8 protein-coding genes are annotated in these 8,592 nt (G+C 71.8%); 6 read left to right on the plus strand and 2 right to left on the minus strand.

The genetic code is table 11. The annotated features are described in order from the left end of the window. On the plus strand, positions 1-400 hold a 400-nt coding region (locus tag KS423_RS30840), incomplete at its 5' end, for an FxLYD domain-containing protein (RefSeq protein ID WP_224283062.1). 349 nt (positions 401-749) lie between these two features. Next, complete coding sequence (locus tag KS423_RS30845) at positions 750-2,552, plus strand: glycosyl hydrolase family 18 protein (protein ID WP_308020266.1); 1,803 nt, start codon at positions 750-752, stop codon at positions 2,550-2,552. A gap of 131 nt (positions 2,553-2,683) precedes the next feature. Here the strand turns inward: KS423_RS30845 and KS423_RS30850 are convergent, their stop codons facing one another. After that, a complete protein-coding gene (locus KS423_RS30850; protein ID WP_224283063.1) occupies positions 2,684-3,265 on the minus strand; it encodes a MarR family winged helix-turn-helix transcriptional regulator in 582 nt (193 codons plus the stop codon). A gap of 144 nt (positions 3,266-3,409) precedes the next feature. Between KS423_RS30850 and KS423_RS30855 the strand changes: the two genes are divergently transcribed. The 4 genes from KS423_RS30855 (at position 3,410) to KS423_RS30870 (ending at position 8,261) form a co-directional block, all read left to right on the plus strand. Continuing rightward, entirely contained in the window at positions 3,410-4,714 is a 1,305-nt protein-coding gene (locus KS423_RS30855; RefSeq protein ID WP_224283064.1) for an MFS transporter, read from the plus strand. A 186-nt stretch (positions 4,715-4,900) separates the two neighbouring features. Then, entirely contained in the window at positions 4,901-6,526 is a 1,626-nt protein-coding gene (locus KS423_RS30860) for a dolichyl-phosphate-mannose--protein mannosyltransferase (protein ID WP_374120056.1), read from the plus strand. Between the two features lie 13 nt (positions 6,527-6,539). Then, positions 6,540-7,388 carry an ABC transporter permease gene (locus KS423_RS30865; RefSeq protein ID WP_224283065.1) on the plus strand — a complete coding sequence of 283 codons (849 nt, stop codon included), beginning with the start codon at positions 6,540-6,542 and terminating at the stop codon, positions 7,386-7,388. A 285-nt stretch (positions 7,389-7,673) separates the two neighbouring features. Further along, positions 7,674-8,261: a TMEM165/GDT1 family protein gene (locus tag KS423_RS30870; RefSeq protein WP_224283066.1), complete on the plus strand. Its 588-nt coding sequence runs from the start codon at positions 7,674-7,676 to the stop codon at positions 8,259-8,261. A 33-nt stretch (positions 8,262-8,294) separates the two neighbouring features. On the opposite strand, the gene KS423_RS30875 is transcribed toward KS423_RS30870, so the two are convergent. Next, on the minus strand, positions 8,295-8,592 hold a 298-nt coding region (locus KS423_RS30875; RefSeq protein WP_224283067.1), incomplete at its 5' end, for a peptidoglycan-binding protein.

Here is an 8,592-nt window from a genome sequence, read left to right on the forward strand (position 1 = left end):
GGCCTCGGCCGCCTCGGCGCTGGCCTCGGTGGCCGGCGGGGCGGGTGCGGCGATCGCCTCGGCACAGGCGCAGGCCTCGGCGGCGGTGTCGGCGGCCTCCTCGGCCGTCGCCGGGATCAAGGGCGGGCTGGACGCCAAGGCGGACATCACCACCGGCGCGGTGGCCACCGGTTCGGACGGCAAGCCGCAGGTGTCGCTGACCGTCACCAACCACGGGCAGCAGTCGTACCGGTACGTGATCCAGCTGAACTTCACCGACGAGTCCGGCAAGGTAGTGGACGCGACGGCGGTGACCGTCCAGGACGTGGCCCCCGGGCAGAGCGCCCAGGCCACCGCGCACGCCAACCGGGACCTCTCCGGCACGGTCAAGGCCGAGGTGGCCAACGCCGTCCGCTTCTGACCCGGGCCCGGGGCCCGTCCTCGAACCCCCGTCCGTGAGGCGGTGCCGGGGCCCCCAGGCGGCCCGGCTCGGCGCGGGGACGGAACCTTAAGCGGGTCTCAAGGCCCGACAGCACCTCTTGACGGGTGAGTTGGTCTAGTCCATTTTTATTGCCCAGGTGCAGGGAGCCCCTGAACCGGCGTCAGCGGCCTTGTGCCGCGGGCGCCGGTTCGGCACATCCCGGCAGTCCGTCATGGTCTGATCCCGCTCGATTCCCCACCCATGCCTGTCATGTCCCGGTCGTCCGGCCCCACCCCGGACGCGCGCCCCCGGGACGACGGGAACCCCCACAACCAGGAGTCACGCACCCATGCTGCGCTCACGCATTGAAAGGGCCGGGACCCCGGCTCCGCAGGGCGGCCGTCGACGCCGCCCCAAGAGCATGGCCGCCGTCGCGGCCGGCACCACCGCCTCCCTGCTGCTCGGCGCCGGCCTCGCGCTGTCCGGCGGCCCCGCGGCCAACGCCGCGACCACCAACTCCACCGGTGCGCCCGCCACCAGCGGCGGCATCAAGGTCGCCTACTACGACCAGTGGTCGGTCTACGCGAACGCGTACTACCCCAAGACGATCCAGGACACCGGCGTCGCGGGGAAGCTGGACTACCTGATCTACGACTTCGCCAACATCCACCCGACCGACCTGGGTTGTTTCGAGGCCACCAAGGCCGCGGACACGAACGACAACAACCCCAACGCGGGTGACGGCGCGGCGGACGCGTTCGCCGACTACCAGAAGAGCTTCGGCGCGGACATCTCGGTCGACGGCGTCGGCGACGTCTGGAACCAGCCGATCGCGGGCAACTTCAACCAGCTGAAGAAGCTGAAGGCGAAGAACCCGAACCTCAAGGTCCTGCTCTCGCTGGGTGGTTGGACCTACTCCAAGTACTTCTCGCCGGCCTCCGCCACGGACGCCTCGCGCAAGCACCTGGTGTCGTCCTGCATCGACATGTTCATCAAGGGCAACCTGCCCGCCGACGCGGGCTTCGGCGGCCCGGGCTCGGGGGCCGGCGTCTTCGACGGCATCGACATCGACTGGGAGTACCCGGGCGGCGGCGGCCACACCGGCAACATCTCCAGCCCGGCCGACAAGCAGAACTTCACCGCGCTGCTGAAGGAGTTCCGCACCCAGCTGGACGCGCAGGGCAAGACCGACGGCAAGACCTACGCCCTGGCGGCGGCGGTCGGCGCCGGCCAGGACAAGATCATGAACGTCGAGACCGACAAGATCGGTCAGTACCTGACCTTCCTCGACGTCATGACCTACGACATGCACGGCGGCTGGGACGCGCAGGGGCCGACCAACCACCAGGCCGCGCTCTACTCGACCCCGGACGACCCGTCGACCCCGGCCAAGCCGGGCAACGGCAAGTACTCGATCGACAACGCCATCAAGGCGTGGACGGTCGGCGACAAGGAGTACGGCATCCCCGGCGGCTTCCCCGCCAACAAGATCAACATGGGTGTGCCGTTCTACTACCGCGGCTGGACCGGCGTGAAGGACAACGGCAAGCACGGCCTGTTCCAGCCCGCCACCCAGCCGGCGGCCGGCGCGGCGATGTCCGGCAACGTCCCCGGCATCCAGATGTACAAGGAGCTCGCGGGCTTCGTCGACAACCCGTCCAAGACCTTCTGGGACGACGCGGCCCAGGCCACGTACTTCTACGACGGCAACACCTTCTGGAGCGGTGAGGACGCCAAGTCGATCCAGGCCAAGCTCGACTACGCGCACTGCAACGGCCTCGGCGGCTCCTTCGCGTTCTCGCTGTACGACCTGGGCACCAAGACCGCCCTGTTCGACAAGATGGTGAGCGCCACCAACGGCTCCGCGGCCTCCTGCCCGGCCCCGCCGACCGGCACGCCGACCCCGACCCCGACCGGCACCCCCACCGGTACGCCGACCGGGACCCCGACCGGCACCCCCACGGGCACGCCGACCGGTACCCCGGCCACCTGCCCGAACGCCCCGAGCTGGGACGCGAACACCACCTACGCGGCCGGCGGCACCAAGGTCTCGTGGAAGGGCCACTACTACACCAACAAGTGGTGGACCAAGGGCGACGACCCGAGCCTGAGCGGCCAGTGGGGCGTCTGGACCGACAACGGTCCCTGCTGACGGCCGGCCGGACCGCCGAGGGCCTGACGGACCCGCGCGGCACCTGAAGTGACGAGTCCGGCCCGCCGGGAGGAGCCTCCTCCCGGCGGGCCGGACTCGTCTGCCTTCCCGGGCCCCCGGGGCCTGCGGGGTCAGGCCGGGTCGGCGGTGCGCCCGGGCGCGTCCGGCCGGCTCTCCTCGATCCGCCGCAGCATCCGGCCCAGCATCGCGGAGAGCGCGGCGCGCTCCTCGCCGGCGATGTCCTGGAGCAGTTCCTCCTCGAACACCGCCGCCATCCGCATCGACTCCAGCCACTTGTCGCGGCCGGTCTCGGTCAGCTCGATGATCACCCGCACCCGGTTGGTCTCGTCCCGTTCCCGGGTGACCAGGCCGTCGGCCACCATCCGGTCGATCCGGTGCGTCATCGCCGCCGGGGTGAGCCCGAGCCGCTTGGCCAGCTCACCCGGCCCCAGCTGGTACGGGCTGCCGGAGACCACCAGGGCCTTGAGCACCTCCCACTCAGCGGAGGTGATTCCGAGCACAGTCAGCTGCCGGTCATACGCCACGCCCATCCGCCGGGAGACCCGGTTGAGGGTCTGCACGATCGTCTCCACCTGGGGGTCGACGGTGGGGAACTCCCGCTGGTAGAGGGCCACCTGCTCGGCGATGCCGAACTCCAGGGGGGTGGCCGGGGCGGGCTTGCCGGCAGCCGGCCGCGGCTTGTCCGTAGTCATGCGGACCAGTGTCGCACGAGCATGCACTCCTTAAGCCTTTGACTCCACACTCTTCTGGTGCTAAGACTTTACCTCGTCAAACTTTAGCTCTGAAATCTTCTGGACTTAAGAGTATCCAGTTGAAACCAGGAAGGGGTGTGCACGGTGACCGGCACGGTGAAGCAGCAGAGGCAGCAGCGGCGTGGAGCGGGCGGCCCGCTGCGCCGCGTCCAGATCGGCAACGCGCTCAGTGCGTTCGGCAGCGGGTTCACGATGCCGTACATGTTCGTGTACGTGGACCAGGTGCGCGGGCTGGGCTCGCTGGCGGCCGGGATGGTGTTCACCGTCTTCGCGCTGGCGGCCCTCGTCGTCCTCCCGTTCATCGGCCGCGGCATCGACAGGTACGGTCCCCGCCCGGTGCTGCTGGCCGGTACGGCACTCGCCGCCACCGGCGCGTTCGCCTTCGGCCACGCCACCGGCACCCCGGCCCTGCTGGTCTCCTCCTTCCTGTTCGGCGCGGGTGTCACCACCTGCCAGCCGGCGCTCGCCACGATGATCGTCCGCTGCTCCACGGCGGCCACCCGCTCGCACGCCTTCGCGCTCCAGTTCACCCTGGTCAACCTGGGCATGGGCATCGGTGCGCTGGTCGGCGGGCAGATCGTGAACGTGGCGGACCCGGCCAGCCTCACCCGGCTGTTCACCATCGAGGCGGTGACCTTCCTCGGCCTCGCCCTGGTCACCGGCACCGCCCGGATGCCCAAGGTCCAGCTGACCGTCGTCCAGGAGCGGACCGACGGCCCGACCGGGCTGCGCGCGCTGGTCGCCGACAAGGCGATGCTGCGGCTCTGCCTGCTCGCCGGGCTGATCTTCTTCACCTGCTACGGCCAGTTCGAGTCCGGCGTCGCGGCCTTCGCCACCGACACCGTCGGCACCGCGCCCTCCACCCTGGGCTTCGCGATCGGCGCCAACGCGCTGACCATCGTGGTGCTGCAGATGTTCGTCGTGCGGATCACCGCGCGCCGCCGCCGCACCACCGCGATGGCCGCGGCCGGCGTGGTCTGGCTCGGCGCCTGGGCGATGGCCCTGGTGGCCGGTCTGATCCGGACCGAGACCATGGCCGCCACGGTCGCCATCGTCTCGATCTACGCCCTCTTCGGCGTCGGCGAGTCTCTGCTCGCGCCCACCATGGGCCCGATCGTCGCGGACCTCGCCCCGGCCCGGCTGCTCGGCACCTACAACGCCGGGTACGCCCTGGTGAAGCAGATCGCGATCGCGGTCGGCCCGGCCGTCGGCGTGCTGCTGGTCGGCTCCGGCACCTGGCCGCTCTACCTGGCGGCCATGGCGGGCTCCACGCTGCTGATCGTCGCCCTGGCGCTGCGGCTGCGCCCGCACCTCACGCCGGAGCAGGACAACGCGGCCCCGGTCGTGGTCCGTGCCGTCCCGGTCCGGGAGCTCCAGACCGCCGCGTAGCGGAAAGGCCCGCAAGGGCGTTCGAAACGGGCGCCGACCAGGTCACCTGGTCGGCGCCCGTCGCGCTTGGCTTCGCGCGCACCGCCACATAGTGTCGGTGGCTGTTGACCGCCCGGCCCGGCCGGAGTGGCAGGACCCGGGCGGAGCCAGGACCCGGGCAGAGCAGACAGGCGAATCGGCGAGGCTATGACGCAAGCGGCGCTCACGCACCCACCGGTGGCTCCGGCCCCCGCCGCCCCGGCACCGGCCCCGCGCGGGGGCCTGGTCCGCTGGGCGGCCGACCGCTCCGGGTGGCTCGGTCCGATCGCCGTCGCGCTCTTCGCCGGCCTGCTGCGGTTCTGGAACCTCGGCTACCCCAACGCGTTCGTCTTCGACGAGACGTACTACCCCAAGGACGCCTGGTCGCTGCTCCAGCAGGGCTACGAGGGCACCTGGCCCGACCACGCCAACGCCGACATCCTGTCCGTCCCGCAGTCGATCCCGCTGAGCTCCGCGCCCGAGTTCATCGCGCACCCGCCACTCGGCAAATGGGTGATGGCGATCGGCGAGCAGCTGTTCGGGCTGAACCCCTTCGGCTGGCGGTTCATGACCGCCCTGCTCGGCACCGTCACCGTGCTGATGCTGGCCCGGATCGGCCGCCGCCTCTTCGGCTCCACCCTGATCGGCTGCACCGCCGCGCTGCTGATGTCGGTGGACGGACTCCAGCTGGTGATGAGCCGGGTCGGCCTGCTCGACGGCATCCAGATGTTCTTCGTGCTCGCGTCCTTCGGCAGCCTGCTGATCGACCGCGACCACACCCGCGCCCGGCTCGCCGACGGGGCCGGCGCCGTCGAGGACGCCGACGCGGTTCGGCTCGGGTGGCGCCCCTGGCGGATCGCCGCCGGGGTGTTCGTCGGCGCCGCCTGCGCGGTCAAGTGGAACGGCGCCCCGATCCTCGCCGCCTTCGGCATCCTGACCGTCCTGTGGGACCAGGCCGGCCGCCGCGGCGCCGGCGCCCGCCACCCCTGGCGTTCCATGCTGCGCCGGGACGCCGTTCCCGCCTTCCTCGCCATGGTCGGCTCCGCCGTGGTGGTGTACGTCGGCGCCTGGAGCGGCTGGCTGGCCGCCGGCGGAAACAGCGGGGGCGGTTACGACCGGCACTGGGCAGACGGGCGCGCCGGGCTCTCCCCGGACAGCGTCCTCGGGATCCCGCTCCCGCAGGTCTCGATGAGCTGGGTGCCCGCGCCGCTGCGCAGCCTGTGGCACTACCACTCGCAGATGTACGACTTCAACACCGGTCTGAGCACCCCGCACACCTACCAGTCCAACCCCTTCGCCTGGCTGGTCGACGGCCGCCCGGTCTCGATGTACTGGGAGCAGGTCCCGTACGGGCAGCGCGGCTGCACCTCCTCGGGCGGCTGTGCGGCGCAGATCCTCGGCCTCGGCACGCCGTTCCTGTGGTGGACGGCCTGCTTCGCGCTGGTCTACCTGCTGTGGCGCTGGTTCTTCCGGCGGGACTGGCGCTCGGGCGCGGTGCTGTGCGCGGTGGCCGGGATCTACCTGCCCTGGTTCCGGTACCAGGAGCGGACGATCTTCTCCTTCTACATGGTCGTGCTGGTGCCGTTCCTGTGCCTGGCCGTCGCCCAGATGCTCGGGGCGATGCTCGGCCCGGCCGGGTGCAGCCCCGAGCGCCGCCGGATCGGGGCGATCGGGGCCGGGGCGATCGTGCTCGCGATCGTCGGCTGCTTCGCCTTCTTCTACCCGCTGTACACGGCGGAGGTGATCCCGATGTCGTCCTGGCAGGACCGGATGTGGTTCACCAGCTGGATCTGATGGGCCGGATCTGATGGTCCCGACGGACTCGGCCGTCTCAGCGTTCCCGGCGTTCCCGGCGATCCCCGTGGACCTGGCCGTCCCAGCGGGCCTGGCGGCCTCCGGTGGTCAGCTGCTGCCGGTCACCCCGGTGCTCGGGGTGGTCACCGCGGTGCTGCTGCTGGCCGCCGTCGCGGTGGCCGGGCGGGGCCTGCTCGGCCACGGGCACGCGGTGCTGCGGGCCGGCTTGCGTGCGGTGGTGCAGCTGGCGGCCGTCGCCGCGGTGATCACCTGGGTGGTCGGTTCGCTCTGGTGGTCGGCGCTGTTCGTGCTGCTGATGTTCTCGGTCGCGGTGCGCACCGCCGGGCGGCGGATGACCCCGGGCCCGGGCTGGCTCTGGGCGGCCGCCCCGATCGGCGCGGGCGTGCTGCCGGTGCTCGCCCTGCTGCTGGGCGTCGGACTGCTGCCGGCCGAGGGCCTGTCCGTCATCCCGGTCGCGGGCATCCTGATCGGCGGTGCGCTCAGCGCGACCTCGCTGGCGGGGCGGCGGGCCCTGGACGAGTTGCGGCTGCGGCGCGGCGAGGTGGAGGCCGCGCTGGCGCTCGGCTTCGAGGAGCGCGAGGCGCGGCTGGAGATCTGCCGGACGGCGGCGGCGACCTCGCTCGTGCCGGCGCTGGACCAGACCCGGACGGTCGGCCTGGTCACCCTGCCCGGGGCGTTCGTCGGGATGCTGCTGGGCGGGGCCTCGCCGGTCCAGGCGGGGGCGGTGCAGCTGTTCGTCCTGATCGGGTTGCTGGCGGTGGAGTCAGTGGCGATCGTGGTGGTGCTGGAACTGGTCGGGCGCGGGCTGGTCGCGGCCGAGCCGGACGGGGGCGTCCGGTAGGCGGGTCCGTCTCCCGGGCCGGGGCGGTGCAGGTCCGGGTGGGGCCGGCGACCTCGTCGGACGGGCCGGTCGACGACGTCCGGTACGCTTGAGCCCGTTGAAGGGGAGTAGCCCTCCACCGGACCGTCGACATACTGGCCCCCAGGGGCCCGGCGCCCGGGGCACCGCTCGATGAGCGTCGCCGGCGAGACCTTCGGCCGCAGTGCTGTGACCATGACCAGTGCTGTCGGGCCGGAGCGTCCCCTGACGGAGTCGCGGTGGCCAGACAGCCCGACCGAGGAACCCTTGATGAGTCTGACCGTTGCCGTGTTGACCTTCGGCATCATCTTCCTGGCCGAACTGCCGGACAAGACCGCGCTCGCCAGCCTGGTGCTCGGCACCAAGTACCGCGCGAGCTTCGTCTTCGCGGGCATCGCCGCCGCCTTCGCCCTCCAGGTGGGCCTCGCGCTCGCCGCCGGGCACCTGCTCTCGCTGCTGCCGCACCGCTGGGTGGAGGGCGTCACCGGCGTGCTGTTCCTGGTCGGCGCGGGGATGCTGCTGTTCCACGGAGGCGAGGACGAGGACGAGCACGCGGCCAAGGAGCCGTCCTCGAACAGCTTCTGGAAGGTGGCCGGGGCCAGCTTCGTGGTGGTCGCGATCGCCGAGTTCGGCGACCTGACCCAGATCATGACCGCCAACCTGGCCGCCAAGTACGCCGACCCGCTGGCCGTCGGCCTCGGCTCCTGGCTGGCGTTGTGCGCGGTCGGCGGGATCGCCATCGTGGGCGGGCAGAAGCTGCTCAAGTACGTGCCGATGAAGCTGATCATCCGGGTGGCGGCGGCGATCATGGTGGTGCTGGCGGGCATCAGCCTCTTCGGCGCGATCACCGGCTGATCTTGGGGCCGACCGCCGGCCGACGCCACGCCGTCAGCAGGTGGCGTGCGTCGCCAGGGCGGCACGGGTGTTGGGCCCGAAGACGCCCCGCTTGTCGCCCTTGACGTCCCACATCCGCTGGACGTAGGCGACGGTGTTCACCGTGATGTCGTCGTACACCCCGGTCACCGGTATGGACGCGAAGCATTCGATGGCGACGGCGAGCTTCTGCTGGAGGTCGCTGACGTCGGGGCCGCTCATCCCGTACTGCAGGACCCGCGGGGTCGGGGTGGCGGCGGGCGTCGGGACCGGGACGGGGGGCGCGGGCGCGGTCGGCGTGGGGGCCGGGGCC

The sequence above is a fragment of the Streptomyces sp. LS1784 genome, assembly GCF_020103755.1.
In the GTDB taxonomy this organism is placed as follows: domain Bacteria; phylum Actinomycetota; class Actinomycetes; order Streptomycetales; family Streptomycetaceae; genus Kitasatospora.

Coding starts and splice junctions, on each gene's coding strand:
- KS423_RS30845 (WP_308020266.1), top strand. CDS start 750: ATGCTGCGCTCACGCATTGAAAGGGCCGGGACCCCGGCTCCGCAGGGC.
- KS423_RS30850 (WP_224283063.1), bottom strand. CDS start 3,265: ATGACTACGGACAAGCCGCGGCCGGCTGCCGGCAAGCCCGCCCCGGCC.
- KS423_RS30860 (WP_374120056.1), top strand. CDS start 4,901: ATGACGCAAGCGGCGCTCACGCACCCACCGGTGGCTCCGGCCCCCGCC.
- KS423_RS30865 (WP_224283065.1), top strand. CDS start 6,540: ATGGTCCCGACGGACTCGGCCGTCTCAGCGTTCCCGGCGTTCCCGGCG.